Consider the following 25,642-nt stretch of genomic DNA (forward strand, 5'->3'; position numbering starts at 1 on the left):
GGAACTTCTTCCTTATCTATATCCTACTTCATTGCTTAAACACATTATTCAACAGAAGTCGCAACCTCTCAAGAAGCTCGCTGTAATGCTATTTATGCTCTTTCTCCAACAAGGCCACTGCCTCCACATGCTGGGTATGGGGAAATTGGTCGACGAGTTGGATCTTGGCGAGTTCATAGCCATAGTCTCTGAGCCAGGCCATGTCACTAGCCAGGGTCTTGGGATTGCAGGAGACGTAGATGATCTTATCGGTGCCCAAGCGGCCAATCCGGCGCATGACCTTGCCCCCTGCCCCATTGCGGGGTGGGTCGAGAAGCAAGAGGTCGGCTTGACCCCAATCGTCTTCAATCTCGGTCAAGCCGCGCCGGGCATCGCGGGCCATGAAGTAGGTATTGTCAATCCCATTCTCCCGGGCATTACGCTTGGCGGATTCGATGGACTGGTCGACAATTTCAATACCTGCCAACGCCTTGGCCTGCTTGGCTAAGGGCAGGCTGAAGGTCCCCACCCCGCAGAAGAGGTCGATGACCAGGCTCTGGTCGCTTAGGTCTGCCCAATCAAGAACGAGGTCAATCATCCGCTGGGCCTGGCTAGGGTTGGGCTGGAAGAAGGTATCGAAGTAGAGGCGATAGTGGAAGCCGGCTAGTTCATCACGGATGTAGTCACGGCCAGCTAAGACAGTCACCTGGTCAGCCCCCATCTTATCGGCAATTTCAGTATTTTTAATCCACATCAGGCTCTTAACATCGGTGTAGGCCCCCATCCGCCAGATTAGGTCCGCTACAGCTTCGGGATACTGGCTGCTATCTTCCTTGGCGAATAAGGCCAGCATCACTTCCCCAGTCTTCTGGCCTTGGCGCAGAAGAAGTTGGCGGAGGAGCCCCTGCTTGGACTTCTTATCATAACCCGCTAGTCCCCAATGCTTCTGCCAAGCCTGGATTTCTTCCTTGAGTTGCATAAAGATTTCAGGAGCCAGGATGTTGTCCTGCCAGTCCACAATCTGGTACTGGTCGCCCTGGGCAAAAAATCCCAACGCTCCTTCCTTGGAAAAGCTCAGCTCGATCTTATTGCGGTAGTGGTAGGGATCGTCCATGCCCCAGACCTCCCCCACAAGGTCTGGATCAAAGCCTTGGTCTGCTAGATAGGTCTGGGCCATGGCCTGCTTAAAGGCCAATTGGTCCTCATAGGCCATAAATTCTAACGGCGCTCCACCCACTTGGGCCTGGTCAAGTTCATAGCCGCCAATTCGGCTCGGCGCAGCTTCCAGGATCCGGTCATAAGTTAAGCAAGCCCGGCGCCGTCCCCGAGCATTGGGAACGCTAATCAGGAGCCGGTCTCCGGGCAGGGCCTTGGGGATGCGGAGCTTTAACTTGCGTCCCTTGCCTTCATCTGTATCAGGAAAGCGATAAGTCGCCAGGCCCATCCCTTTATCATCCAGGGCCTTTACTTCCACTTCCAGTTGTTCAGTCGGATAATTTTTCTTAGTCATTAACAACCACCTTCTTTGCGCGTATTATAGAATAATTTTCTTCCAGTTAAGCATATTAAAAGTCTGGGTGCAAGGTTTTTCGCCAGCTTATAAGAGCTTATGCGTGGTTCTAGGCTATACTTATGATAGAATAGTCTTAACGATTATTTAAGAGATAGCCAATTTTCTTGGTAATTGACCATTAGCTAGGTTAAGGAGTTGATTTGATGCAGCACATTTTGGTTGGAGTCTCCGCATTTTGAGGCGTGTCGTCCGCCTCTTCCTGCCTAAGTATCAGTTTAATTGCGAAGATTTACCGAACCTTGATCAACCGACCATCTTCGTTTCCCACCACGAGAACCTCAAGGGCCCCCTGCGTCTGATGATCTGGACGCCAGTTTTCATGCGGCCTTGGGTCTTCGCCAAACTGACCCAATTCAAAAGCTGCTACAAGCACTTCAGCTCCTACACCTTCTATAAACGTTTTGGCCTGCCCCAAGTCCTAGCCAAATGCGTGGCCTGGCCTGCTGCCCGAATCAGCGTCTTCTTCCTCAAGAGCGCCCGGTCCATCCCTGTCTACCGGCAGAGTAAGAAGATCCGTCTGACTTTCAGAGAATCCGTGGCCAGTCTCCAAGCCGGCCAGCCCATCGCGATCTTCCCCGACATCGACTATCAAAATAGCGACCAAAGCATCGGGGAACTCTATGAGGGTTTCTTAACCATCGACCAGCTCTACTTTAAAAAGTATGGTCAGCGTATCCAATTCATCCCTCTAGTCGCCAATAAGCACAAGCAAGAATTTGAAATCGGCCGCCCCTTGCGCTTCACTGGTCGGATGAAGTTTCGCAAGGAGCGAGAACTGATGGCCCAGGCCCTCCAGGACGAACTCAATCGACTGGCTGATCCTTCCCTTGAACAGCTTGAAGAAAACGAAAGCCAACTCTCCGTAAAATAGGAGTTGGCTTTTTTAGTCTCTAAGTTTCTAAGGAGGAAGCCTGGAAGTGGTCGGGGAGGAAGAAGGCGCAGCGGTCGCTTGCTTGGGCGAGGTCCTTGAGACTCAGCTGGTAAGGCAAGGGATTGGTCCCGGAACGAACAGTTAGGGTCTGGCTCTGGCTGGCATAGACAGAACTATAGCGGGTAAAAGTTCCCTCATTTCGATTACCTGGTCGGATAAAGCCACGGGGGAGGGTCAAGGCAGACAGAACATCAAAGGCAGCTGCTTGTGCCTGGCCCTCTTCCTGGTTTGGAGGCGTCATCGCCTTTAGATAATAGGCCTTAATAAAGCGTGACTTGGGGTCATAGCCCCCTGGTAGGTCCTTGGCAGCATTGAAAGCTCGCAAGTCATCTACTGCTAAAGTCTTTTCTAAGGCCTTAAAATGCTTATCAATATCAGGTGAATTGGTCATTACCCCGTAAGGATTGACAGTCGCTTTTAAACGGCCACGATCAGGTTCTAAGACCAGGCAAGCCTGGCTGTCATCTGTGAACATATAATGGAAGTCGGGGCAGATGACCGCCTGTCCTTCTCGATCATGGTTGGCTAGGCAGAGCTGGTCCAGGTCGTCTAGGATTTCTGCAAGGGAGGCATAGTTGGCCAGGGCATAAGTCAAGAAGTGATAGCTCGACAGGTTCTTCTTGTCCGGCTGGGGAAGTTTAGAGAAGCGCGGCTTGGGACCTACAAATTCATTGGTGATGCCGATAAGTCCCTGGTCATTGATGCCTTCTTTTAGAGGATCCAAATCCCTAAAGCCAATCCCCAAACGGCGATAAGGCCCACAGTAAGTCCCTCCCTGGTAGAGGTCATCGGCAGCAGGATAGTCAGCTGGCTGGTAGATGATATTCCAAGGCACCGGCCCTTCCACATCCATGGTCCGGCCGAGCACCACCCCTTGGTCATAAGTCATCTGAATCCCTGTACACATCATAAGCCCCTCCCATCATTTTAGCTCTAAGCTATCATGAATCCCAGGTCGACTCAATCCATATGCTCATGCTTGACTCGGTCAATGAAGCGATAGAGGTCACTCTCCTTACGATAAATTAAGTAGCTGACAATCATCTGGATCCCCTGAACGATAAAGGCCAAAGCGAGGAGGTCAGGAAGGTAAAGGCTAAAATCCGGATGACCGACGAGGAGTAAGCCCAAAAGAATTCCCGCCAGAGATAAAAGGCTCCCCCAGATTGGAACCGGTGAGTCTTCGTAGCGAAGGCGGAAGAATTGGTAAGCACGGACCAAGCCCATTCCAAGCATCCAGCCCCCTAGGACATAGGGAAAAATTTGTTGGCTACCCTGGATATAGTCATAGATCCCCCAAATACAGGTCAAAATAGAAAAACACCCCGTCAGTAAGTTGCCATAATGGAGGTGCTTGCGGCCCGCCTGATAGAAATGGCGGAGGTCCCAAATGCCTGATAGGGCCGTTCCTAAGAGAAAGGCCACAGCAAAGATATGCAGGTCCTTATCCGGTTCTAAAAAGAGAAAAACGCCCATCATCATTAAGACACAGCCAATCAAAACACTAGCCAAAGACTGGTCCCTATTGAGTCGGTTGAGCCGTAAGTGGACCTCAGCTGAAAGTGACAGGGACTTATGCCGACTTTGAACTTGGTAGAGGCGGTCCTGGTGGAGGTCCTCCCAAATGAGTAACAAATCATTGATAGCTTTCACCATAAAACGGCGCTCCTCTGGTTCTAATTTTCGAGCCTCCGAATAGAGCCGGTTGATAAAGGTGCGGAAGTGTTCCGAAATATCGGTGAGGCGGAGGACCCCCGTATTATAGAGGGCATCGAATAAAAGCGTCAGCAACAATTCAATTTCCTCTGGCCCGTGCCATTTCATCCAGATATTAAGGGTTTCTTGGCTGAGCTGACTGGTCACAGTGGTCGATTCCACCCTTTTAAACTGGTCTCCCTCGATCTCCCAGAGTTGGAGGAGGTGTTGGAGGAGAGAAATTCCTCCGCTCTTAATAATCGTTGGTGCAGTCGCTGTGTGGAGGATAATCCCAATCAAGGAATCTTCCGGCAGGTACTCATAGACCTTAGACTGAATCCGCTTAAAACCTGCTTGCTCAAAAGTTTCCTCGTAGAAACCAGGCGAGTCCAAGACATATATTCCTTCAATCAATCCCTGGTCTGAAGCTGATTGTTGGATAGCAGCCGCCAAGGCCAGGTTACCACCTTTGGAATGCCCGGCTATGATGACCTGATCTTGATCGCCCTGGTCCATAACTTCTGTCAAGTAGCGGCCAGCTGCCTTTTGGGAGGGCATGGTCTTCTTATAGGCCAGCATGAAATTCTCCTGCCAGCCAACAATATGATTATCCGTCCCACGAAAGATGACTAATTTCTTATAGCCTGGTATCTCGACCATTAGAGCCGCAAACTGTACGGCCTTCTCTTGGTCTAAAAGACTTCGAAAGCCATAAAGGCGGACTTGGCGGAAGCGTTCGGTTTCCACCAAGGCATCAAGAACAGCATGACGCCCCTGGCTAATGAAATGCCAAATATCCCGGGTATTCGCTTGGTAGTTTTTGGCTAACCAAGCTTGGACCTGGCTTAAAGACACCCAGGCCTCCCCCGTCAAGTCAGCCGGCACCAAGTCATCCAGCTCTAAATTGGACAGCTCCGTTAAGGCTGCAATATCAACTTCATTGAGGGGCATGTCATCGAAAGTCTGGCTACTATGGGCCGCAATATAATCCACTAAACGCATTCAGACACCTCCTTAAAGCTTGGCTCTATTATAGCACGGGCCGGGCGAGACAAGAGGCACTCACACTCAGATACCATTAAAACTAAATCTTTTCTTTAACCCTTGCCTCTTAACTAAAAAAGCCATGCCAAGACAAGGCTCCAGATCTCAACTAGACATGGATTTGCCTCACTTGGCATGGTAATTGATTGTATTAAGCTTTTTCAGCGCGCAATTCTTTAACAAAGTTTTCAATCTTATCCATCGCCCGCTCCAGCTCTTTAATGGAATAAGCATAGGAAATCCGCAAGAAGCCGTCGCCTGATTCACCGAAGGCAGAACCAGGAACTACTGCGACCTTCTCTCGATCCAAGAGTTCTAGGGCAAATTCTTCACTGGTCAAGCCGAATTCGCGAATGTCTGGGAAGGTGTAGAAGGCCCCTTCTGGTACGAAGCAAGGTAGGCCCATTTCACGATAGCGACTCATAAGGAAGTTACGCCGCTCCAAGTAATCATCCCGCATATCGGCAACCTCATCATCGCACTCCTTGAGAGCGGTAATCCCCGCATATTGCGAAGTGGTTGGTGCTGCCATGATGGTGTATTGGTGGACCTTAAGCATCTGTTCCGTGATTTCTTTAGGAGCGCAGACATAGCCCAAGCGCCAACCGGTCATAGAGAAGGCCTTAGCAAAACCATTGATATAGACGGTCCGCTCCTTCATACCCGGAATCGAGGCGATCGAGGTATAAGGCTCATCGGCATACCAAATTTCAGAATAGATTTCATCAGTAATACAATAAAGATCGTGATCCTTAATCACCTGAGCCAGGGCTTCAATGTCCTCTCTTAAGCAGACCGCCCCAGTCGGATTATTCGGATAATTTAAGATAATGGCCTTGGTCTTATCCGTAATGGCTGCTTCGAGTTGTTCGGCTTGCATGACGAACTTGTCCTCTGCCTTCAAGCGGACGGGGACAGGCACCCCACCAGCCAGTTGAACCGAAGGCAGGTAGGAAACATAGCTAGGGTCCATCACGATGACCTCATCACCTGGATTAATCAGAACCCGGCAGGCCAAGTCAATGGCTTCACTCCCACCAATAGTGACAATCTGTTCCTCCTCTGGGTCATAGTGGAGGCCGTAGTGGCGGTCAATGTATTTGGCAATTTCTTTGCGCAGTTCGATCAGACCCGCATTAGCCGTATAGAAGGTCCGACCTTGGCGCAGGCTCTTAATGGCCGCTTGGCGGACCGTCCAAGGCGTATCGAAGTCTGGCTCCCCAACACCTAGTGAAATGACCCCTGGCACTTCATTCGCGACGTTGAAGAAGCGACGAATACCAGAAGGTGCCATATCAAGGACGGTTTGGTTGAGGCTTTTTGTCATTGAGAGATCACCAACCGTTCCCCATCTTTTAACTTACTCTCAAAAATGGTGCCGTGGTCCTTGTAACGGTTCATCACGATATGGGTCGCCGTACCGGAAACCTCATCGATTGAGGCTAACTTATTAACAAAGCGTGAAATTTGTTGCATTGGTGCCCGCTTGGTTAAGAGCATATAATCGTAGGCCCCGCTGGTTAAGTAGAGGGCTTCCACTTCCTTGAAGCGGTACATCATTTCCGCCACTTCTTCATAAGAGGCTCCCTTGTGTAAGTTAACCGAAACTTCAATCATCGCTGAGACATAGTCACTCTCTGTGGCATCCCAGTTAATCATGGTCTTATAGCCAGAAATAATACCTAACTCTTCTAATTCCGCAATGGTAGCTGATACAGTTTCCACATCTTCTTCCAACGCATTGGCGAGTGCCTTATGAGAAATATGGGCATCATCTTCAATGTAACGAAGAAGACGGTATTGCTTCTTGTGATCCATGTGCAGACTTCCTCCTTTATGGTATGATAGACTTACAATTTGGATGGTCAGTTTGGCCATCTCTTATTGGATACCTACATTTTACCACACTTTGATCCGGCTTTTACTCGAATCAAGTTGGAATATGCTCTGGAGGAGAAAATTTATGAAAAAACGAAACTTTTTGGCCCTGTTGGCTCTCCTAGCCCTCTGCCTCTTCGGTTGCAAGCAGGAAAGCGAAACGGAAACAGACCAACCTTATGCCAAGAACGAGGCCCAAACGGAAAGGCAGGCCCCAAAATACTATATCGACCCCACCACCTACAGCGTCCGCCCTATTGGCGATGCCGACCCCAATGTTGTCCTCTTGACCTTTGACGATGTCCCCCGTCCCCTTCCGACCAGTAATGCGCCAACCATTGCCAAGCACTTGGAAGATGCCGGCGTAAAAGGCCTCTTCTTCGCTAACGGCATGTACCTGGAAGACCAAGAAGGACGCGATATTATGAAAGCTATTGCGGATAAGGGCCATGTGGTGGGGAACCACACCCAAACCCATGCCAATCTCAACGACCTGACAGCCGAACAGACCCGTGAAGAAATCCAGGCGACCAACCAAGCTGTCGAAGAGGCTACAGGACAAAAAGTCCACTTCTTCCGCCCGCCCTTTGGCTCCACCAATGCTGCGGTCGATGGCCTCATGGAAGAATTCGGCATGCTGCCCATGAACTGGTCCTTTGGCTACGACTGGGTGGCCGACTACCAGGACGCTGAGGCTCTCACCAAGCAAACCTTAGAATCAGAATTCTTACAGCCGGGCGCTAATATCCTCATGCATGATACCCAATGGACAGCTGAAGCCCTGCCTGCTATCATTCAGGGTTTGAAGGACCAAGGCTATCAAATCGTTGACCCTAATGAGATTGCCCGTCCAGAAGAGATGAAGGACTTAGGCCTTTAGACTTTTTTAGGAAGAATTTAAGCAAAAGCTAAAAGCCCCAACCGCTAAACGTGCTATAATGTAGTCAAAATTGTGAAAGTAGGTTATACAAATGAAAGCATTATTGAAGAAAGTGGCCCTCGGTGCAAGCCTGGCTGTGCTCAGCTTGAACTTGGTGCCCACTGTACTTGCTGATAAGATCCAAATTAATCCCATGTTTACCTATGGGGAGAGCTTAAACCAAAGCCAATACCAAGAAACTAAGCAGGCCCTGGGTGTCCAAGATGGGGCCAAAGAAATTCAAGTGAATATTAATGAATTGAATGGTCTCCTACAAGACAACTACCCTTATCGCCAGGTTTACTCTTCGGCTTATATCACTCCAGCCAAGAACAATGGGGATGTTACCGTCGAAATTGTCACCCCCAAAACTATTACGGCCATTACCCCAATCCAGTATGAGAATGCAGCCCTAACAGCCGGAGCTGTTGATGTAGATATCAAGGTAGCTTCAGCTGTTCCCGTTGATGGGTCGGGTGCCCTAGCTGGTGTTTACAAGGCCTTCCAGGACGCTGGTTACCAATTAAACAACCAGGCTGTCAGCGTCGCCCAAGATGAGTTAACCACTACTTCCAAGATCAACGAAGAAAACCAAGGCAAGGAAGGCTTCTCTGACGAGGCTATGAATGCTGCCATTGCTGAAATCAAGACTGAGATCCAAAAAGCTAAGGATGAAAACAATGGCCAAATTGACAGTCAACAAATCCAAGTGATCGTCAACAATATTATCAACAACTATAATTTAAATGAAGTTATTTCGGAAGAGAATAAGCAATCCATCATTAACCTGATGCAACAATTTAGCCAGATTGAACTGACCCAGGAACAAAAGGATGCCATCAATCAATTTGGCCAGGACCTCTTGAAGAACGGGGACCAAATTATCCAAAATGCCAAGTCTGCTTGGGATAATGCGGATAAGGAACAATTAGCCCAGGATGCTCAAAGTATCTGGGACCAGATTGTTGCCTTTGTTAAGAGCTTCTTCTCTAATTCGGAAGAAGCCCCAGCAAGCGCTGACCAACACAATTAATCAAACTCAAAAAGCTCGTTTCTCTTTTTTGAGAGACGAGCTTTTCTTGTGTTGAGCTTTATTTATGGTAGGGCTGTTGGTTTTGGATGCGGAAGCTGCGGTAAATTTGTTCCACCAAGACCAAACGCATGAGTTGGTGGGGCAGGGTTAAACGGCCGAAGCTGAGGTTTAAATCGGCTCGGCGACGGACGGCTTGGCTAGTCCCAACTGATCCTCCAATTACATAAACAAAGCTGCTCTTGCCATGGGTCATGGCATTCTGTAATTTCTTTGCCAAGCCTTCCGAATCCAATAAGTCGCCGTCGAGAGCCAAATGGACCACATAGTCATCGGCTTTGATCTTGGCTAGGATGCGCTCTCCTTCCTTATTGCGAACTAGGTCGAGCTCAGCTTCTGAACCTTCTTCTGGGGTCGCTTCATCCTTAACTTCGATCACCTCGAACTTACAATAAGCCTGGAGACGTTTGGCATATTCCGCAATCCCCTGCTTGAGGTATTTTTCCTTTAATTTACCAACAACAATCAATTTTACTTGCATGCTAATCCATCCATTCTATGCAAAATCAGTCAGTGAATAGGTCATTTTTATCTTTTAGCTAAACTTTACTTTATTTTTCTGTCTAAAGCCGCTAATATAATATCATTTCCGCCAAGCTTTTGGCTATTCTCAATGCTTAAAAGGAGTAACATATCTTATGCTTCAATTCTTGAATAAGCTCGGCAGTTCGCAAAAAATTGCTTTGAGCTTCTTAGTGGTGATCCTTATTGGCTCGGTCTTGTTGAGCCTGCCGATCTGCCAAACAGCGAGTTCCCAAGCGACTTATTGGGACAACCTCTTTATTTCGGTTTCAGCCGTCTGTGTAACGGGGCTCTGGACCCAATCCATCCACGATTCCTACAATCTACTCGGACAAATCGTCATGATGGGCCTCATTCAAACAGGGGGGCTGGGGCTCATGACACTCATCAGTATCGTCTACCACCGTCTCGGTCAACGCTTAGATATCCGCAACCAGATGGCGACGGGCGATGCCCTCAACCACTCGGAACTGGATGATCTTTCCGCCTTCCTGAGTCGGATTCTCAAGTACAGCCTCGTCATCGAAGGCATCGGAGCTCTTTTGCTCACAAGCTTCTTCGTTCCCCGCTTTGGCCTAGCTAGGGGGCTCTTCCACAGTCTCTTCACAGCCGTTTCAGCCTTCTGTAATGCTGGCTTCGACCTGATGGGGAATAACAGCCTGCTCGACTATCAAACCGCCCCCGTCTTGAATCTGACCATTATGGCTCTGATCATCCTAGGTGGCATCGGTTTTAGCGTCTGGTTCGATGTCAGCCAGCAGCTCCGACGCTTCTACCATGAGAAGAAGCGGATTAAGTTCTCCTACTTCATCAAGCACCTCCGTCCCCATACGAAATTAGTGCTGGGCCTGACTGTCCTCCTTATCGTCCTTGGCACCCTGCTCTTCCTCCTGGTTGAGTGGTCCAACCCCAATACCTTGGGGCCCTTAAATCCCTTGAACAAGCTCTTAGTTTCCTGCTTTCAAACGGTAACTATGCGGACGGCGGGCTTCGCTAGCGTAGACTACAGCCAAAGCCATCCGGTCAGCTTGCTTATCTTTATCCTGACCATGTTTATCGGGGGTGGCGCTGGCGGGACAGCTGGTGGTTTGAAGGTCACTACCTTCGCCTTAACCCTCATGCTCGCTTTGAAAGAAATTCGCCAGTCTAAGTATGTGAGCTTCGACCACCATACCATTCCAGATTCCACTGTGCGTAAGGCCTTTGCCATTGCCTTAATGTATGCGGCCCTCCTCTTCACAGGAAGCGCCTTACTCTTAACTTTTGACCCTCAAGTACCCTATCTCCATCTGCTTTTTGAAGCCATTTCGGCCCTAGCGACGGTCGGTGTCTCCTGTAACTTGACCCCTAGCCTGTCCATGGCCAGCCAGGGCACCCTCATGCTCTTAATGTATATCGGACGGATCGGCCCCATGACCCTCTTCTTAGTCTTACTAGGACACAAACGTCAGAAAATAGATATTCAGTACGCAAAAACAAATATTATTATAGGATAGGTGAATAGAATGAGTAAAAAAAATCGTGTTGTCGGCATCCTGGGCCTGGGTCTTTTCGGCTCTGCCCTTGCCAAGTCTCTCTCCCACAATGGCATTGATATTATTGCCTGTGACCGGGATGAAAAAATTGTTAATGCCCTGGAAAATGACCTAGCTATCGCTTCAATTGGCGACTTTACCGACTTAGACTTTATGCGCGAAAGCGGCTTTGGCAATTGCGATGTGATTGTCATTGCCACAGGGAGCGATTTAGAGTCCTGTGTTCTCGGTGTGATCAACGCCCGTGAACTCGGCATTGAAACCATCATCTGTAAGGCCAAAAACCAATCCGCCGCTAAGGTCCTCGACGCCCTGAAGGTCAACCGGGTGGTCCTGCCTGAGATTGAATCCGGCGAGCATATCGCCGATGTCTTGAGCCGCAATTCCCTAGAAGACATGATCAAGCTCGACAGCGAAACAGCCATCGTTGAATTCCGGGTCCCACAAAAGTGGTTGGGACATACGGTCGATGAGCTCGACCTCCGCCGCCACTATGATATCAATATCATCGGTTTGCGTAAACAGATCAAAGAAACCCTGAATACCAAGTTCGATCCCGATTACCACTTTGGCCCCGATGACTTAGTCGTCGCCGTCGTCAACCGCGACCGCTTCGAACAAATCGACTACTTGGAGAAGCTTTAAAAACTTTTCTTGACTATCCCTACACCTGCGGACACTGCTTAAGCAGTTTCTGCAGGTGTTTTTGTTTTTATTATAACAGTTCCTTGGAACAGACCAACTTATCCACAACCTTATCAACAATTCCACAAGGCAAAAGCCTAATTTCTCCCCATTCTGAATCATCCTAGCCCCTTTAGCTGTTATATTTTTATTTTTTCTACACAATACAATTCACAAGTATATCCCCATAACGGATGGTTTTCCACTGCTTTCACCCTATCTATACACAGGCCTGTGCATAACTTTCCCACATCTTTATACACAAGTTCCCAATTTAGGACAGAAAAAAACCTTAAACAACAGCTTTAGCCTGTGTTTAAGGTTTAATCATTAACTTGGTGTTTCATTGGAAGACTGGGCTTCGAGTTGAACTTTAACTTCCACTGGCCGACCTTCGCGGTAGACTTCTACAGTTACAGTAGCCGTTGGGTCCGTGCTGTAAAGTTTTTGACGGAGTTCGACCGTAGAATTAACCGCTTCACCATTGAATTTAGTAATCACATCATAAGGCTTGAGCCCTGCCTTGGAAGCTGGTGTGTTGGAAATAACATCCATAATCACGACACCGTTTTCAACTTCTTTTGGTAGCTTGAGCAGGTTTTCTTGTTGGTCTAATGGGATCCGACGCAGGTCGGTCATTTGTACCCCAAATTTAGGGCGAATGACCTTCCCATTTTCTTCTAACTGGGCGATAATTTCTTGGACTTCATGGCTTGGAATAGCGAAGCCCATGCCTTCAACATTGGCAGTAGAGATCTTCATGGAATTGATCCCGATAAGTTGGCCAGCTGAATTAACTAGGGCCCCACCCGAGTTCCCAGGATTGATAGCGGCATCCGTCTGAATGGCATTGACCTGCCAATCAGCACTCCCATCTTGGTCCAAGTCCACAGGTACCTGGCGGTCAAGACCTGAAATAATACCGTAAGTCACCGTTGAGGCAAAATCTGAGCCGAGTGGAGAACCGATGGCAATGGCTGGTTCCCCTACCGATAGGGCGCGTGAATCTCCAAATTGTGCGACTGTATGCGCATATTCAGCTGGAATCGACAAGACAGCTAAGTCGGTAAACTTATCGGCCCCGACTAATTTAGCTGGAACTTGCTCCCCTTCACTGGTAATAATTTCAATCGCATCCTGGCCATCGATGACATGGTTATTGGTCACGATATAAGCTCGATCGCCTTCCACTTTATAGATGACCCCTGAGCCCTCAGAGGCTGTCGTATATTGTTCTTCGGGAGTTTGGGCGGATTGGCTACCTGGATTCTTAAAACCAAAAAGATCATAAAGTTCACTATTTGAAGTATCCGCCAGATTAACGACAGAAACAACAGAACCTTTGACCTTGTCGACAATAGCGGAAACATCGGTCGTTATATTGACTGACGCTTCTTCTTGGGTCCCACTTGCTTTACTGGCTTGTCCCTGATCTTTCTTAGCTAATTCCTTATGAACAATCTCTTCTACCTCGTCCTGTGAAGTCACTTGATTGAAGGCGCCACTCGCATAGCCGACACCTCCGACTAAGCTTGCGCCAATTAAGCCTCCCACGATAGCTGGTGTCCATATTTTCTTAAGTGATGATTTATTTTGATTTTCCTCAGGCATTTAGCTACCCCCCTAACTCTCATTTTTTGCTTTATTGTAGGTGATAATTATGAAATCTTTGTGAAATTTATTATGGCTATTTTATAAAGTCAATAAGTCGCTTGCCTCATCGGAATGGGTATTGTGGATGAGGAATTGGTCATTGACCCCCAAATCATGGTCCCTTAGAACAGAAGTCACTGTCTGCATGGCCAGTTCGGGTAAGTTATTATCCTTGGAAAGATGGCCTAGGTAAACATGCTGGGTCTTATCCCCGATCATTTCGGACAAGGCTTCAGCTCCCGCTTCATTAGACAAGTGGCCACTATCGCTTAAGATCCGCTGTTTCAAATGCCAAGGATAGCGTCCCATCCTCAGCATATCGGTATCGTGGTTACTCTCCATCAGATAAGCATCGCAATTCCGCAAGAAGCCGCGTTGGCGGTCGCTGACATAGCCAAGGTCAGTCATCATCGCAAATTGCTTATTGTCCTTCTGGAAGGCATAGAATTGGGCCTGGGCCGCATCATGACTCACCCCAAAGCTCGCCACATCCAAATCCCCGAAAGTCAAAAGCTCCCCTGGCTCCATCACGAAGCGCTGCTCGAGAGGAATCTTCCCACACTTGTCGCCAATGGCTAGCCAGGTCTCTTCATTAGCATAGATCGCCAGCTTATAGCGGCGGGCTAAGACCCCCAGTCCCTTGATATGGTCACTGTGCTCATGGGTCACAAAGATCGCATCTATATTATGCATGGACCGGCCGATACTGGCCATTAATTGTTCAATCTTCTTCCCGCTCAGACCGGCATCAACGAGAATTTCACGCTGGGGAGTCTGGACATAGGTCACGTTCCCGGAGCTGCCACTGGCTAACATCGAAATCCGCATTGAAAAATCTTCTGAACTCATCATAACATCCCTTCTCAGTGATAATGACTAAGTAAGCCCTATAAAAAAGTCAGGGCAGACGTCAGTTTTAAGGAGTGCTTATGGTCCCGCTCTCCTCCACTCGGTCTCCCCTGAATGGTTCTCGCTTTATTTCCAAATCATATCACTTAATTTTTTATCGTACAGGACGTCCGGCCAGTTCTGAAGCTGGCGCGATAAACGTCCGCTAGCTACTAGTTTATTATAGTACAAAGCATTGGTCCCTGTAAACCAAGAGAGCAAGTAAAGCTGGCTTAGCTCTCTTTCGGATCGATTAATCTCTTGGTCAGTCCATTCCTTTTGGGTTAAATAATGGACTAATTTTTTGATGGCACGCCGCTTAGAGAGAGCCTGGGGTGTATAGATCGGCAAAGCGCGCCGGTAGAAAACCAGAGCCAAGACCAGACAAAGGCCGTAGACGATGAGGGCCCCATAAGAGGTATCCATCTCCAACATCAAGAGAAGGGCAGCTAGTGTTGCTGCCATAGCTAAGATTAAATAGCCCACAAGCAGGAGCCGGTACCACTTATTGCGGCGAGAGACGGGGAAAGACTTGGCTTTTACTCTCTTAAAGGCTTTAGTCTGGGCTTTGGCTAAGGAGCCTTTAAGGGACTTGTCAGCTAATAAATCGGAAACATAAAAGCTTTGCCCCTCACCTAACTTTTGCCCTGCAGTCAACAAGGCCTGGTCCTGGCCCCTGGTGGCCTGGTCAGCTTGGCGAACAACTAATAAGTCCACTTTTTTCTTGCCAGATGGAGCTTGGGCCACTAGATCTATCAAGCCATCCTGGTACAAGCTAAAGAGGCTGCCATAAAAGCGCTCCTTAGACCTTGCTTTAGTGTTCAAAGCCAAGACTTGGTAGGGATGGACCTGGTCTAAAGCCAAATGGCTAGCCGGTGCTGTTTGGGCTAAACGGTGCTTATCCCGGCCTAGGAAATAAGCTAGAATAATTAAGAGGATGGCCAAGAGAACTGCCATACCCCAAATAAAGACTGACTGGCGTCTGAGCTTGCTGGCTCTTTGCGCGGCTTCTTGGTCCATCTCTTGAACAATAGACTGGCCCTTGCTTTCAGGGCCAACTGTCGGATTGTTGGCCAAGACTTGAGAAGGAATATAGGCTTCCAGAAGAATGCTATCGCCCGCTCCCTTATCCCGGACTTGGATCTCTAACTCCTGGTCATTGACCCAGCGCCAGTGGGTCTTCTGCTGGGGAGTCGTTAAGATCTGAGCATCCTGGGCCTTGATGGGCTTAGGAAATTTCAAGCGGATACGGGCTTCGTCCACAGTCCCAGGTGCTGATAGGAGGGGCAAGCTCAAGATCGCATAGTTGCCATAGTTCGTCCAAGTTCGGTTGATGGTGGACTGGTAGCGGGCAATCTGCTGACTGTCGCTCATCTTGTTGAAGACATTGACCTGGAGCATGCTATCATCCTGTTGGGCAAAGAAGGTGCCAACCTCGTGGGAATCGCTCAAAGCAAAGGGAAAGGCGGACTTGGCATCGGCACTCCGCATGTCAATCTTCAAAGTCTCCACTTCCCCCACATCGCCTAGGGCAATTTGGTGGCGGAGCTGGTCCACTTGACCTTGGATATCATAAGTGATTACTTCATTTTGTTTAATCACGCCATGTTCATCCGTTGCCAGTTCGACTTGATAATCTGTAATTTTCAGCTCCTTAGCTTGAGCGGGGCCAGCCAGGAAGAGCCCTAAGCATAAAACTAAGAAGCTAAAGCCTATTTTGAGATAAGTTTTGATCATGGCTGCTCCTTCCTAGGTCCCGGTATTGGTGGTCTGCGGTTGAATAATTGTTCCATTGATACCATCCACATATTCTGTTTCAATTTCATCATCATTGTGTCTAATATAGATAGTCCAAATGGGTTTGTACATATGAAGCTGGTCTAAGGCTAAGCTGGTCCGGTAGCCAATCTTAACCTTAACTACCGTTGCCTTATTGGGAATCTCATCATTGAGGTAGAGGTTCTCAATGGCTTGCTTCTCAGAAATTAAGGGGCGGTCTTCGCCCTGGACTTGGGTCTCCCCAGCATAACTCTGCTCATAGGCGTCGACTTCCTGCTTGTCATTAAGGTGGAAGATCAAGTCCCCGGTCCCATCAATAATACCGTGACCGTCATAGGCTTCTTGGTAGTAGGTAATGGTCGACTTGCGGGGATTATAATAGGCGAACTGGTAATCTTTGCCATTTAAAAGCTGCGAGCTGTCCTTAAAGTCATTGATTTCTTTAAAATCACTGACAGACCAGGAATCTTCTGCCGTTCCTTTTTGGAGACTAGCGACCGGAATAGGCCGGTCTAATTTACTAAAGAGCCGGCCCTTGGAATCCACCGTGACTTCCTGGTCCGTTAACTTCTCAGCCTCTTCCTGCCAGGCTTCTAAGTCTAATTGGCCAGCAACGAAAGGCAATTCTCCCGTCTCATCTGATACCGAGGTTTCTGTTAGCTCTTCCAGATTCATTTCCTTCTGCACGCTAGGGGCTGTGGACCGGTTATAGTCATTGAGAAAGTAAACGGAATTCTTTCCCACAAAGATATTCAATAAGAAAAGATCTAAAATTAAGAAAGCCACAATGAGTATGTACTGTATACGTCTAAAATCCATGACTTTCCTCCTAATCTTCTTGTTCTTGATCAAGCGAAATATCTTCAGATTCTTCGCCAGTTTCGCGGTCCTTGTGATCGGTGAGTCCCTGCATATTGATATTTTCTTTAGTGTCTAGGTGGATGGTCTGGAGGTCCTTGTACTTGGACATATCCACCAAGTTATCCAACATATGCCAGCGCCCCTTCAGCTTGACATGCCAGCTAGGCACCAGTTCCACCAGGGCGTTGGACTTATCGCTTCTCACCCAGCGGTAGCCGAGTTGGATCATATCAATCTCCTGGGTCGAATAGTTATTCTCTGCCAGTATTCTAACAACATCCTTGCCGCTCATTAGGCGGACGGGTGCCGACAAGGGCGTCACAGGCGTTTGAATAGTCAAAGCTGACAAGTTCAGTCCTAGTAAGCCCTGGTCAGAGATCTTCAGCTTGATCTTCGACACATTGTGGGGCCCGAAGACAGGGAGGCCCGCAATAAATTTACGGAAGACGATCTGCTGGCTTTGCCCACTAAAGTCCGTAAACTTCCAAGAATCATAGGCAGGTTGGAAGTCTTTTAGCAAGTTAAAGCTCTCTTGGATGGCTTCATCCTGCTGAAGGGCTTCCCCATCGCTACCGTCACTCGCATAGACCAATTCCAGGGTATTATTGTCCAGAAGCAGGCTCTTACCATCGGAAAAATAGCGGGAATAGTTAGCATCACTATAATCATGAATATTCTCCGGTGAAGGAAAGAGCTTGTTCAAGTAAAAATTAATCGGTTGCCGCTCAACCATATAAGTCAGGATATCCAATTCTTGAGCTTCCTTGCTTAAATAGATGCGCCCTTCTCGGCACTCAAAGGGTTGGACGGCATAAAAAGTCGACTTATCTTGGTTGAGCTGGTCTTGGATAGTTTGAATGGGGCCTTCTTCTTGGGCCTCCACAGTAAAAGCTTTGTCGTTTTTTTCACTCAATAAATAAATTTTGGGATCGTCGACTGTCATAATAATCCGGTCAAAGACATAATCGCGGTGGGATTTATCGAGTTCGGGCGCCCCTTTAAGCAAGAAGGCCATGGGGATTTCATCCGAGAATTCAAATTCCACAAAATTTTTCTTATCGATGGCTTGGCGGAGGTCTTCCGACTCTTCTTTGATCTTCCCAGCATCAATGGTCTTCGACAAATCAAAGAGGGGCTGGGTCAGCTGCTTAATCAGGTCGGGATTGAAAGATTTCACATAGCCTTCTTCCTTGTCGTGACGCACCACAGACTTAGGCGAGAAGACAACCTGTAAGGGAGCTGAACTGGGCTGGGTCACATTGAGTGTCCCAGTAGCCACCTGCTGTTGGTCTTGGTCTTTATTTTGCCCAAAGCCTGGGAAGGCATTGAAGACCCGAAAAGTCGGACTAAAGATAGCAAAAGTTGCTAAGAGGCTAAAGGCAACGAGCAAGATCAAAATGATATTAACAAAACGTCCCCAATGTTTTCTCATTCGCCCCACTCATCCTCTCCATAGAATTCAACATAAGGGAGACTGACAAAGAAGGTCGACCCCTTATTCTCAATACTGTTGACCCAAATGCGGCCATGGTGCATCTCAATCACTTCCTTGGCGATGGCTAAGCCCAGACCAGTCCCACCTTGGGCCCTAGACCTGGCCTTATCTACCCGGTAGAAGCGGTCAAAAAGATGAGGAATGCTCTTCTGTGGCACGCCCAAACCTTGGTCCTGGACACTGAGGGTGACTTCATTGTGGGTCGACATCAGTCGGACCGTAATCGTTCCGCCATCCGGTGAATACTTAATGGCATTATTAATAATATTATCAATGACCTGAGTCATTCGGTCCTGGTCAATCTCGACAAAGTAATCATCCCCTGTCAATTCACGGACAATGGTAAAGGAACGGTCAGTCCCAAATTGCCCAGACTGCATCATCATATCGAAACGGTCGAGGACATGGGAGACCAGGGCCGTAAAAGAAACCAGTTCAAAGTTCAATTGCTCCTTACCCGAATCCATATTAGATAGGTGGAGGAGGTCGCCAATCATCCGGATCATCCGGTCGGTTTCGTTTTGGATAACGCCCAAAAATTCTACCGCCAGGTCTTGGTCAGCTATCGCCCCATCTGCCAATGCTTCACTATAAGACCGCACACTGGTCAAAGGTGTTCGCAATTCATGGGAAACATTGGAAACAAATTGCCGACGGTCACACTCAATCTTTTCCCGTTCGGTAACATCTGTCAAAACCCAGACTAGTCCAGAGATAAAGCCACTGTCCCGCTGGATGATCGAATACTCACCCTTGATCACCGATTCTTGGTCAGGGGTGGACATATCGATTAGAATCTCGTCATTACTATCAAAGAGTTTACGGAAAGTATAGCGGTCCTGTAATTTGAGGACTTCCATAATGGAGTGCCCCATCACTTCCTCTTCTGAGGCTGAGATAAAGTCCAGGGCCTTACGGTTGGTTAGGATAATTCGCCCCCGCCGGTCCGTTGCCATTACCCCATCGGTCATGTGCTTGAGCACCGAATCCAGACGCTGGCGCTCCGACTCAGTAGACTCTTGAGCTTCCTTAACGCGGACAGACAGGTAGTTGATGGACTCCGCAAGATTGCCGATTTCATCATCACTATAAACTTGTACTTGACCATTGAAGTCCCCATCCGCAATTTTTTCGGCTTGGTCCTTCATGGCCTTGAGCGGGCGGGTAATCCCAGTTGAAATTAAGAAGGCCAAGACAATAGTAAATAAGAGGGAAACAGCCGATGAGGTCAAATAGATGATAATAATGTTTTGAATTTGCCGGTAAACGCTCTCAATATTGACCCGCAGATTTAATACGCCGACCAATTGCCCTGAGGAATCCGAAGATAGGATAGGCGCCACATACTGTTTCACCCGGATATTCTGCTCGGTATCATAAATTTCACGCGAAGAAGCTGTATTATTGTAGAGAGTCTGGTCGATATCCTCCCTGGTCACCCGTTGACCCAAGTGCGCCTGACTGTTGGGGCTGGAGCTCGCCACCAAAAAACCATTGCGGTCCAAAATCTGAGACTCCAGGATATTATTAGAATTGAAGCGGTGAAAGATCGTATTTAGACGGTCCGCCTTCTCCCGGTTATCCAAGTTGTCATCATCCAATATGGGCCGGGCAGATTCCTCCAAGAAGCTCATCTGCACACTAACCTGCTCATCAAAAGAAGCTAGCATTTCAGATTCGAGCTGCTTGATAAAATAAGCCCCAATAATTTGGAGCGAGAGGAGCACCACAAGGATAAAGATCATCGGAATCTTAAAGAGGACCGATTTATAAAATGGGATGCCTTTCTTCGCCATGGCCTACTCCTGATTGAGGTCTTGGATGAAGTAACCGACGCCCCGTCTAGTCATCAAAATTTCAGGATGGGAAGGTGACGTTTCAATTTTTTCCCGGAGTCGGCGGACTGTAACATCCACGGTGCGCACATCCCCGAAGTAGTCATAGCCCCAAACAGTTTGCAGGAGGTGCTCCCGGGTCATCACTTGACCAATATGGCGGGCTAAGTAGTGGAGAAGTTCGAATTCACGGTGGGTCAACTCAATATCTTCCCCATTCTTAGACACCATATAGGCCTCTTCATGGATGACCAAGTCACCTACTTCAATGTTGTGGGTCTTTTCCTCCTTAGCTTCCGGTTCAGCTGCAATAGCTGAACGACGTAGGTTAGCCTTGACACGGGCAGAAAGTTCTCGGTTGGAAAAGGGTTTGGTCACATAGTCATCCGCGCCCATTTCAAGGCCTAGCACCTTGTCAATTTCATCGCTCTTAGCCGTCAGCATAATGATAGGAACTTGGCTCTCCTTGCGAATTTCCCGGCAAACCTCAATCCCATCTTTCTTAGGCAGCATAAGGTCCAATAAGATCAAGTCTGGTTCATATTCTTCAAAGTAATCCAAAGCCATCTCACCATCTGAGGCGACATAGGTCTCATAGCCTTCTTTTTCTAAATTATATTTGATGATATCAGAAATGGCTTTTTCATCATCAACGATTAACACCTTTTTCATGTTTGCACTCCTTTAATTCATGAATTAACAGACGATTCAAGCGCTTTTTTCATTAATCTATTATACCTTGAGCCCAGCTAAAGTTCAATTCTTCACCCGGAGCCAAGGACTCTCCTCCCATGATAGCACAAAAAAAGTCCATCGGGTGACTTGGCAGATGCCAGCCGATGGACTATACATAGAAAAAAGTCGAGCGGGGTAGGTCTCGACTTTTTTGATTTAAATCTTATTGATAAGCTTGCATGCTTACTGCGAAATGTGGTGCAAAGTATTGAACGTTAGATTCTGTTACGGTTTGGCCTGGAGCAGGTGCGTGGATGTAGCCCCCTTGGCTGTCAGTAGCAAGCGCTACGTGGTAACTAGAACCATGGTTCCCCCAGAAGTAAAGGTCGCCAGCTTGAGCTTGGCTAACAGCGATAGTTGGACCAGCTGATTCTTGAGGAACTGTCCAGCCACCAATGTCTTGGCCAGTTGCTTCACGGTAAACATAGTTAGTGAAACCTGAGCAGTCAAAGCCATTAGGTGTCTTACCGCCCCATACATAAGGAACACCAGTGTATTGACGAGCAGTTGCTACGACATTTTGGTTCCCTTGCTTATTTTGTTGGGCTTGTTGTTGCTGTTGTTGTTGAGCTTGAGCAGCTTCCTGTTGACGTTGAGCTTCAGCTTGTTGAGCCTCTTGTTGACGTTGAGCTTCGGCTGCTTGAGCTTCTTGTTGACGCTGAGCTTCGGCTGCTTGAGCTTCTTGTTGACGTTGAGCTTCAGCCGCTTGAGCTTCTTGTTGGCGTTGAGCTTCGGCTGCTTGGGCTTCTTCTTGGGCCTTAGCTTCAGCTATTTGAGCTTCAGTTTGAGCCTTTTCTTGGTTATGGCTTGCTGGTTGGGCAACTACTTCTTCTTGAGCTACTTGGTTAGCAGGTTGAGCCACAACTTCTTCTTTAGCAGGTTGATCGATCACAATTGCTTCAGCGTCTTCTGGAGCAGTTTGGTAAGCGGCTACTGGAGCTTCTTCTGCTTCAGGATAAAGTACAAGAACTTGGCCAGCGTAAATAAAGTCGCTAGATAAACCATTTAAGGCACGCAAGTTTTCAACGCTTGTTCCTGCAGCTTGAGCAATTGCTGGAAGGGTATCCCCTGCCTTAACAGTATAGGTATTGCCGTTAATTGTAATCACATGAGCTTCTTTTTCAACAACAGGAGCTTCTGTAGCTACTGTGTCAGCCACTACTTTACCGTTTTCTGCTTGGTCAGCTTGGGTATTTTGAGCTGCTTCAACTTGACCCTTAACCTTTAATTGCTGACCAACTAAGATGAGGTCCCCGCTGATTTGGTTTAATTGACGGAGAGCGTCAGCTGTTGTATTAAACTTAGCTGCGATTTGGTTTAAGGTGTCACCAGCTTGAACGTGGTAAACAGCATCGGCAGCTTGACTAGCAGCTTGGCTAGCTTGGGTGTCGATTTTAACCGTTTCAGTTGGGATATTGAATTGTTGGCCCACTAAGATATGGTTAACATCTTTAATATTGTTTTCTTTAGCAATAGCATCAACGCTTGTTCCGAAGCTGTTTGCAATAGCTGACAAGGTGTCGCCAGCATTTACTTTATATAATTCATCAGCAGACGCGGTCTGTGCGAAAGCTAGTAAAGCTGTGGTCGTTGCTAATGAAGTTCCTACCATAGTTTTCAATTTACTCATTTAAATTTAACCCCCTGAGTTTTACTCAAAATTTAATTCTCTATTATTATAACCATCTTTTCCCCAAATTGGGATAACAGTTAGATTACAAATTATTTCACTTTGTTGCAAAAAAAGTCTTGACGGCTTTTAAATAATATGCGGACAAAGCTGATGACAGCCTCTTTTCCCTGGTCTGAGCTTTTAAAAGTCTTTATTTACTTTTACAAATTCTTGCTAAAAGCTTTGAAATTCAAAGAAAATTCACTTTTTTGTAACACAACTGTAAACTTAGCCCCTAATTTTTTGCTTGTCTAGGCTTTAATGGGACCGAAAAATGACTTAGCCCCGGGCTTGCCAGAAGATGGTCGCGAGAACGAGGATAATGAAAACTGCTAGGAAGAATTTAGGATATCGTTTCTGCATGGTGCATCCTTTCTATAAGTCGACTTCGAGATAAATTGGCGTGTGGTCCTGACGGTCACCAGAATGAATCATTTCCGATTTTTGAACCTGGTCTCTGAGGCGATCGCTGGTCAAGAAGTAATCGATCCTCCAACCAGAGTTATTGATTTTACTGGTTTTGACACGTTGGGCCCACCAAGAGTAGACCCCTTCCACATCGCCATGGAGGTAGCGGAAGGTATCCGTAAAGCCGCGGTCTAGCAAGTGCGTAAAGCCTTGGCGTTCTTCATCTGTAAAACCAGCTGAACGTCGGTTGTTCTCAGGATGGGCCAGGTCAATTTCCTGGTGGGCAACATTATAATCTCCCGTCGCAATCACCGGCTTGTCTTCATCCAAGCTAGCTAGGTAGTCGGCATATTTTTGATCCCAAACTTGACGGTCCGCTAGACGTTTGAGGCCATTCCCTGCATTTGGGGTATAGACTTGGTTGAAATAAAAATCTTCAAACTCTAGGGTAATCAGCCGGCCTTCCTGGTCCATGGTATCCGGTGCTTGGATTTCGGGATAGCTAATGATAGGATCAAAAGCTTCCTTAAAGAGGACCATATTGCCAGCATAGGACTTGCGGGCAGGCTCAACCGACGAAACCCAGGCATAGCGATAACCAGGGAACCAGTCAGCCAAGGCTTCCTGGTGCTTCTTGGTCGGTCCCTTGCTCGATAGCTTGGTCTCCTGGATGGCAATAACATCTGCCTCATAAGTCTGGATCGTCGCTAAGACATCCCGGGACATTTGAGCGCGGTTCGAATCACTCGTCAGTGCTGCATTCAGCGAATCAATATTCCAAGAAATAAATTTCATCATTTAAATAACTCCTTCGTCTAATCGTGCATCCAGTTTAACATAAAATTCTCCACCTCTTCTAATTAAAGCTCGAACAGAACTATGTTAAACTATCTACAAAGGAGGGCGTTTGATATGCGACTCTGGCATCAGGGCCTGATTCCAGCCTTACCCCGCCAACAGCTCCTAGGCCAGCATCGAGAGTGTGCGGCGCTTCGGGGAGGCGGCTGGGGGAAGAAACACGCGACGGTCGACTATGTTTTTAACTATTCCCCCTACCGGCTCTATGCCTACCACCAGCTCGTTATCGGTGAAATGAAGGCTCGGGGCTACCATCCTGACCCGGCTTGGGAAGATAAGAATTATCGGGGCAAGAAGTGTGCGCCCTACTCTAATTTAGAAGCAGTTCCTATCAGCCAGCCCATCTATCCCGAACACGATGCGGCTTATATGGACGAGTGCCTAGCTAATTTAAAGAGTAAGGAAATCACCCTATAGTTTTTTCATATAGTTAGTATTTTAATTCAACTAAGGAGGAGACCATGACAGACCAAAGAAAGCAAGTTAAAGACTATTACAGCCAAATCACGACTGAGCAAGAAGGCGAGATGGCTACACAGATCTGTTCACTAGCCGGACAAGACCTGCCTCGGGAAATTAAGCGTATTCGCTCCAAAATCCCTAAAGAAATTAAGGAGCGCTTCTATGGGTGTGGATCCCCTATCCCCGACCTGCTCGAAGGACTCACTGTGCTCGACCTAGGCTGTGGAACCGGGCTCGACGTCTATACCCTCTCCTATCTCGTCGGCGAAAAGGGTCGAGTAATTGGAGTAGATATGAACCCTGACCAACTAGCTATTGCCCAAAAATACCAAGATAAGATGGCCCGCAAATTCGGCTATCAATCATCCAATGTCAGCTTTAAGCAGGGTTATATTGAAGATCTAAAGGCTCTAGGCATTGATGATGACTCGATTGATATCGTCGTCTCAAACTGTGTGATTAATCTTTCACCTAAAAAGGAGGAAGTCTTTAGCGAAATCTGGCGGATACTTAAGCCCTCCGGTGAACTTTATTTTTCTGATATCTTTGCAGACCGCCGCTTACCCGAAGAGCTCAGCCAAAACACTGTCCTGCTCGGCGAATGTTTAGCCGGTGCCATGTACCAAGCCGACTTCCGACGTTTAATGCAAAAACTTGGTTGGCTAGACTTCCGCTACACGGCTAATGTCCCAGCTCCTATTGGTAATGGCCGGATTGAAAAGCTGATTGGCAACATTGGCTTTGTCTCCGCCACCGTCCGGGCCTTTAAATTGCCTAACCTCCTTGAAGATGCCTGCGAAGAATATGGGCAGATTGCCATCTACCAAGGTGGCATACCAGGCCATGAAGACCGCTTTTACCTGGACTTAGACCACCCCTTCGACAAGGGCCTGCCAGCCAAGGTCTGTGGAAATACCTGCGCCATGCTGGAGCACAGCCGTTTTGCCCCTTATTTTAAAATCATCGGCGACCGCAGCCAACACTTCGGTGCCTTCGACTGCCAAGGGGGAAGCGCAAGGACCCCAGTAAGTGAAGACCAGAGCACTTCTTCCTGCTGCTGCTAGGCAAGCAGTCAGCTAAACTTAAATCTGAATATACCAAAAATAGCAGCCTAGAATAGGAAAAACTTGTTCTAGGTTGCTATTT

At 47.7% G+C, this 25,642-nt stretch carries 22 protein-coding genes; 7 read left to right on the plus strand and 15 right to left on the minus strand.

Going from position 1 to position 25,642, the window contains the following annotated elements; genetic code table 11:
• Window positions 1-88 precede the first annotated feature (88 nt).
• Window positions 89-1,489 carry a 23S rRNA (uracil(1939)-C(5))-methyltransferase RlmD gene (rlmD, locus tag QP860_RS02410; RefSeq protein WP_284912112.1) on the minus strand — a complete coding sequence of 467 codons (1,401 nt, stop codon included), beginning with the start codon at window positions 1,487-1,489 and terminating at the stop codon, window positions 89-91.
• Window positions 1,490-1,727: 238 nt separating this feature from the next.
• Here rlmD and QP860_RS02415 point away from each other — a divergent pair, with 238 nt between their 5' ends.
• The gene (locus QP860_RS02415) at window positions 1,728-2,423 is read left to right on the plus strand and encodes a hypothetical protein (protein WP_284912113.1); all 696 of its coding nucleotides are present in this window, start codon (window positions 1,728-1,730) and stop codon (window positions 2,421-2,423) included.
• Between the two features lie 19 nt (window positions 2,424-2,442).
• Here the strand turns inward: QP860_RS02415 and QP860_RS02420 are convergent, their stop codons facing one another.
• The 4 genes from QP860_RS02420 to QP860_RS02435 all read right to left on the minus strand — a co-directional run bounded on the left by QP860_RS02420 (window position 2,443) and on the right by QP860_RS02435 (window position 7,040).
• Entirely contained in the window at window positions 2,443-3,390 is a 948-nt protein-coding gene (locus tag QP860_RS02420; RefSeq protein ID WP_284912114.1) for a linear amide C-N hydrolase, read from the minus strand.
• Between the two features lie 53 nt (window positions 3,391-3,443).
• Window positions 3,444-5,180, minus strand: coding sequence for an Mbeg1-like protein (locus tag QP860_RS02425; RefSeq protein WP_070616570.1), 1,737 nt, complete (start codon window positions 5,178-5,180; stop codon window positions 3,444-3,446).
• A gap of 193 nt (window positions 5,181-5,373) precedes the next feature.
• On the minus strand, window positions 5,374-6,549 hold the full coding sequence (locus QP860_RS02430) for an aminotransferase class I/II-fold pyridoxal phosphate-dependent enzyme (RefSeq protein WP_070616568.1): 1,176 nt from the start codon (window positions 6,547-6,549) through the stop codon (window positions 5,374-5,376).
• Window positions 6,546-7,040 (minus strand): Lrp/AsnC family transcriptional regulator, encoded by a 495-nt coding sequence (locus QP860_RS02435; protein ID WP_067974828.1) that lies wholly within the window; start codon window positions 7,038-7,040, stop codon window positions 6,546-6,548. Before QP860_RS02435 ends, QP860_RS02430 begins: the two co-directional genes overlap by 4 nt.
• A 145-nt stretch (window positions 7,041-7,185) precedes the next feature.
• Between QP860_RS02435 and QP860_RS02440 the strand changes: the two genes are divergently transcribed.
• Entirely contained in the window at window positions 7,186-7,980 is a 795-nt protein-coding gene (locus tag QP860_RS02440) for a polysaccharide deacetylase family protein (protein WP_284912115.1), read from the plus strand.
• 91 nt (window positions 7,981-8,071) lie between these two features.
• Complete coding sequence (locus QP860_RS02445) at window positions 8,072-9,052, plus strand: DUF1002 domain-containing protein (protein ID WP_284912116.1); 981 nt, start codon at window positions 8,072-8,074, stop codon at window positions 9,050-9,052.
• A gap of 58 nt (window positions 9,053-9,110) precedes the next feature.
• Here the strand turns inward: QP860_RS02445 and rlmH are convergent, their stop codons facing one another.
• Window positions 9,111-9,590, minus strand: coding sequence for a 23S rRNA (pseudouridine(1915)-N(3))-methyltransferase RlmH (rlmH, locus tag QP860_RS02450; protein WP_070616562.1), 480 nt, complete (start codon window positions 9,588-9,590; stop codon window positions 9,111-9,113).
• A gap of 157 nt (window positions 9,591-9,747) precedes the next feature.
• On the opposite strand from rlmH, the gene QP860_RS02455 reads away from it, so the two are divergent.
• Together QP860_RS02455 and QP860_RS02460 are read left to right on the plus strand one after the other, a co-directional pair.
• Window positions 9,748-11,127, plus strand: a complete 1,380-nt coding sequence (locus QP860_RS02455; RefSeq protein ID WP_284912117.1) for a TrkH family potassium uptake protein — start codon at window positions 9,748-9,750, stop codon at window positions 11,125-11,127.
• A 9-nt stretch (window positions 11,128-11,136) separates the two neighbouring features.
• Window positions 11,137-11,811, plus strand: coding sequence for a potassium channel family protein (locus QP860_RS02460; protein ID WP_284912118.1), 675 nt, complete (start codon window positions 11,137-11,139; stop codon window positions 11,809-11,811).
• Window positions 11,812-12,180: 369 nt separating this feature from the next.
• Here QP860_RS02460 and QP860_RS02465 read toward each other — a convergent pair whose 3' ends face one another.
• The 9 genes from QP860_RS02465 to QP860_RS02505 form a co-directional block, all read right to left on the minus strand.
• Window positions 12,181-13,461 (minus strand): S1C family serine protease, encoded by a 1,281-nt coding sequence (locus tag QP860_RS02465; protein ID WP_284878728.1) that lies wholly within the window; start codon window positions 13,459-13,461, stop codon window positions 12,181-12,183.
• An 81-nt stretch (window positions 13,462-13,542) separates the two neighbouring features.
• Window positions 13,543-14,355: an MBL fold metallo-hydrolase gene (locus QP860_RS02470; RefSeq protein ID WP_284912119.1), complete on the minus strand. Its 813-nt coding sequence runs from the start codon at window positions 14,353-14,355 to the stop codon at window positions 13,543-13,545.
• Between the two features lie 123 nt (window positions 14,356-14,478).
• Window positions 14,479-16,128, minus strand: coding sequence for a DUF2207 family protein (locus QP860_RS02475; RefSeq protein ID WP_284912120.1), 1,650 nt, complete (start codon window positions 16,126-16,128; stop codon window positions 14,479-14,481).
• Between the two features lie 12 nt (window positions 16,129-16,140).
• Entirely contained in the window at window positions 16,141-16,989 is an 849-nt protein-coding gene (locus QP860_RS02480; RefSeq protein ID WP_070616554.1) for a two-component system regulatory protein YycI, read from the minus strand.
• A gap of 10 nt (window positions 16,990-16,999) precedes the next feature.
• The gene (locus QP860_RS02485; protein WP_284912121.1) at window positions 17,000-18,463 is read right to left on the minus strand and encodes a YycH family regulatory protein; all 1,464 of its coding nucleotides are present in this window, start codon (window positions 18,461-18,463) and stop codon (window positions 17,000-17,002) included.
• Window positions 18,460-20,322 (minus strand): cell wall metabolism sensor histidine kinase WalK, encoded by a 1,863-nt coding sequence (gene walK, locus QP860_RS02490; protein WP_284912122.1) that lies wholly within the window; start codon window positions 20,320-20,322, stop codon window positions 18,460-18,462. Before walK ends, QP860_RS02485 begins: the two co-directional genes overlap by 4 nt.
• A 3-nt stretch (window positions 20,323-20,325) precedes the next feature.
• Window positions 20,326-21,033 carry a response regulator YycF gene (gene yycF / locus QP860_RS02495; protein WP_067974791.1) on the minus strand — a complete coding sequence of 236 codons (708 nt, stop codon included), beginning with the start codon at window positions 21,031-21,033 and terminating at the stop codon, window positions 20,326-20,328.
• 226 nt (window positions 21,034-21,259) lie between these two features.
• The gene (locus tag QP860_RS02500; protein ID WP_284912123.1) at window positions 21,260-22,726 is read right to left on the minus strand and encodes a C40 family peptidase; all 1,467 of its coding nucleotides are present in this window, start codon (window positions 22,724-22,726) and stop codon (window positions 21,260-21,262) included.
• A gap of 417 nt (window positions 22,727-23,143) precedes the next feature.
• Window positions 23,144-23,971, minus strand: coding sequence for an exodeoxyribonuclease III (locus QP860_RS02505; protein WP_070616661.1), 828 nt, complete (start codon window positions 23,969-23,971; stop codon window positions 23,144-23,146).
• Between the two features lie 117 nt (window positions 23,972-24,088).
• Here QP860_RS02505 and QP860_RS02510 point away from each other — a divergent pair, with 117 nt between their 5' ends.
• Together QP860_RS02510 and QP860_RS02515 are read left to right on the plus strand one after the other, a co-directional pair.
• Window positions 24,089-24,451 carry a TIGR02328 family protein gene (locus QP860_RS02510; protein WP_284912124.1) on the plus strand — a complete coding sequence of 121 codons (363 nt, stop codon included), beginning with the start codon at window positions 24,089-24,091 and terminating at the stop codon, window positions 24,449-24,451.
• Window positions 24,452-24,495: 44 nt separating this feature from the next.
• A complete protein-coding gene (locus QP860_RS02515) occupies window positions 24,496-25,560 on the plus strand; it encodes a methyltransferase domain-containing protein (RefSeq protein WP_284912125.1) in 1,065 nt (354 codons plus the stop codon).
• Window positions 25,561-25,642: the final 82 nt, after the last annotated feature.

Source organism: Aerococcus sp. UMB1112A, assembly GCF_030230715.1.
Taxonomy (GTDB): domain Bacteria; phylum Bacillota; class Bacilli; order Lactobacillales; family Aerococcaceae; genus Aerococcus.

Bases quoted from the DNA above. Each gene is read 5' to 3' on its own strand.
- QP860_RS02465 (WP_284878728.1), bottom strand. From the start codon at position 13,461: ATGCCTGAGGAAAATCAAAATAAATCATCACTTAAGAAAATATGGACA.
- QP860_RS02460 (WP_284912118.1), top strand. From the start codon at position 11,137: ATGAGTAAAAAAAATCGTGTTGTCGGCATCCTGGGCCTGGGTCTTTTC.
- QP860_RS02500 (WP_284912123.1), bottom strand. From the start codon at position 22,726: ATGAGTAAATTGAAAACTATGGTAGGAACTTCATTAGCAACGACCACA.
- QP860_RS02430 (WP_070616568.1), bottom strand. From the start codon at position 6,549: ATGACAAAAAGCCTCAACCAAACCGTCCTTGATATGGCACCTTCTGGT.
- QP860_RS02480 (WP_070616554.1), bottom strand. From the start codon at position 16,989: ATGGATTTTAGACGTATACAGTACATACTCATTGTGGCTTTCTTAATT.
- QP860_RS02505 (WP_070616661.1), bottom strand. From the start codon at position 23,971: ATGAAATTTATTTCTTGGAATATTGATTCGCTGAATGCAGCACTGACG.
- QP860_RS02515 (WP_284912125.1), top strand. From the start codon at position 24,496: ATGACAGACCAAAGAAAGCAAGTTAAAGACTATTACAGCCAAATCACG.
- QP860_RS02425 (WP_070616570.1), bottom strand. From the start codon at position 5,180: ATGCGTTTAGTGGATTATATTGCGGCCCATAGTAGCCAGACTTTCGAT.
- rlmH (WP_070616562.1), bottom strand. From the start codon at position 9,590: ATGCAAGTAAAATTGATTGTTGTTGGTAAATTAAAGGAAAAATACCTC.
- QP860_RS02440 (WP_284912115.1), top strand. From the start codon at position 7,186: ATGAAAAAACGAAACTTTTTGGCCCTGTTGGCTCTCCTAGCCCTCTGC.
- QP860_RS02510 (WP_284912124.1), top strand. From the start codon at position 24,089: ATGCGACTCTGGCATCAGGGCCTGATTCCAGCCTTACCCCGCCAACAG.
- rlmD (WP_284912112.1), bottom strand. From the start codon at position 1,489: ATGACTAAGAAAAATTATCCGACTGAACAACTGGAAGTGGAAGTAAAG.
- QP860_RS02455 (WP_284912117.1), top strand. From the start codon at position 9,748: ATGCTTCAATTCTTGAATAAGCTCGGCAGTTCGCAAAAAATTGCTTTG.
- yycF (WP_067974791.1), bottom strand. From the start codon at position 21,033: ATGAAAAAGGTGTTAATCGTTGATGATGAAAAAGCCATTTCTGATATC.
- QP860_RS02485 (WP_284912121.1), bottom strand. From the start codon at position 18,463: ATGAGAAAACATTGGGGACGTTTTGTTAATATCATTTTGATCTTGCTC.
- QP860_RS02435 (WP_067974828.1), bottom strand. From the start codon at position 7,040: ATGGATCACAAGAAGCAATACCGTCTTCTTCGTTACATTGAAGATGAT.
- QP860_RS02420 (WP_284912114.1), bottom strand. From the start codon at position 3,390: ATGTGTACAGGGATTCAGATGACTTATGACCAAGGGGTGGTGCTCGGC.
- QP860_RS02470 (WP_284912119.1), bottom strand. From the start codon at position 14,355: ATGATGAGTTCAGAAGATTTTTCAATGCGGATTTCGATGTTAGCCAGT.
- QP860_RS02475 (WP_284912120.1), bottom strand. From the start codon at position 16,128: ATGATCAAAACTTATCTCAAAATAGGCTTTAGCTTCTTAGTTTTATGC.
- QP860_RS02445 (WP_284912116.1), top strand. From the start codon at position 8,072: ATGAAAGCATTATTGAAGAAAGTGGCCCTCGGTGCAAGCCTGGCTGTG.
- walK (WP_284912122.1), bottom strand. From the start codon at position 20,322: ATGGCGAAGAAAGGCATCCCATTTTATAAATCGGTCCTCTTTAAGATT.